Below are 1,607 nucleotides of genomic sequence, written 5' to 3' on the forward strand. Positions count from 1 at the left end.
GGGCTTCAGGTTCGCGACTGTCTCCGATGCGGTCGGCATGGCCGCACCTGTCCAGCCCGCCGGTTTCGGCGACCATCTGCAGGGGCTGGCCCTTATCAAGATGCTGCAGGGCGGCGACTGGGCCGTGTGGCTGCTGGGCCTGCTGATGTACGCGGCCGGAGCGATCAGCGTGCTGCGCGCGGTGGTCGTGCTGATCGCCGCCCGGCGGCACCGGAGCCTGCGGACCCGTCGGGGCCGCTCCTGGGGCCCGCCGGTGACCGAGCCGGTCAGCGTCATCGTCCCCGCGTACAACGAGAGCGCCGGGATCGAGGCAGCCGTGCGCTCCCTGCTCGCCTCCAACCATCCGGTCGAGATCATCGTGGTGGACGACGGTTCCACCGACGGAACCGCCGACCTGGTGGAATCGCTCCACCTGCCGGTGCGGGTGATCCGCCAGCACAACGCGGGCAAGCCCGCCGCACTCAACACCGGCCTCGCAGCCGCCACCTGGGACCTGGTGGTCATGGTCGACGGCGACACGGTCTTCGAACCGGACACCGTCCGCACGATCGTGCAGCCCTTCGTCGACCCGCGTGTGGGCGCCGTCTCGGGCAACGCCAAGGTCGTCAACCGCGGTGGCCTGCTGGGCCGCTGGCAGCACATCGAGTACGTGGTCGGGTTCAACCTCGACCGCCGCCTGTTCGACCTCGCCCAATGCATGCCGACCGTCCCCGGAGCGGTCGGCGCGTTCCGCCGCCGGGCCCTGCTGGACCTCGGCGGCGTCAGCGACGTCACCCTCGCCGAGGACACCGACCTGACCATGGCGCTGTGCCGCGCCGGCTGGCGCGTGGTGTACGAGGAAGACGCGAGAGCCTGGACCGAAGCGCCCGCGTCACTCAACGCCCTGTGGCGGCAGCGATACCGCTGGTGCTACGGCACCCTGCAGGCAATGTGGAAGCACCGCGGCGCCCTGCTGCAGCGCGGCGCCGCCGGAAAACTCGGCCGCCGAGGCCTGGTCTATCTGCTGCTCTTCCAGGTACTGCTGCCCCTGCTCGCACCCGTCGTGGACATCTTCGCCGTGTACGGGCTGGTCTTCCTCGACCCCGTCCGGATCATCGGACTGTGGCTCGCCTTCCTGCTCCTGCAACTCCTGATGGGCCTGTACGCGTTCCGCCTGGACGGAGAACGCCCGGGCCCGCTGTGGAGCCTGCCGCTGCAGCAGTTCGTCTACCGGCAGCTGATGTACCTGGTGGTGATCCAGTCCGTCTTCACCGCCGTGTCAGGCTCACGCCTGCGGTGGCAGCGCATGGAACGGTACGGCAGCCTGCAGGCCCCGGGAGGCGAGGCCGGGACGCCCCACTTCGAACCCATTCCGCAGGAACCGGGTTTGCGGCCGCCGGTGGCGTACGACGCCTTCCAGCAGCCGACACCGTATGACGGGCATCCGCAATCCCCACCCCCCAACGGTCTCCCACAGCCGGCACCGCACGAGACACCGCAGCAGTACTGAGGGGTCGCGTAGGCGGATTCCGCCTGACGTGGGAGAACGCCGACCGGCCCGTTCATGGAGCGCTCCGGTGCTCCCTCGCCCCTGGCGTACCTGTCGAACGGGCACGCCACGGGCGCGG

Annotated in this window: 1 protein-coding gene; it reads left to right on the forward strand. The window is 70.3% G+C overall.

The annotated features are described in order from the left end of the window. Positions 1–1,489 (forward strand): glycosyltransferase family 2 protein (locus tag ABZ904_RS51195; protein ID WP_361831207.1); only part of this gene is annotated, 1,489 nt, incomplete at its 5' end. Positions 1,490–1,607: the final 118 nt, after the last annotated feature.

The organism is Streptomyces sp. NPDC046900, assembly GCF_040644975.1.
Taxonomy (GTDB): domain Bacteria; phylum Actinomycetota; class Actinomycetes; order Streptomycetales; family Streptomycetaceae; genus Streptomyces.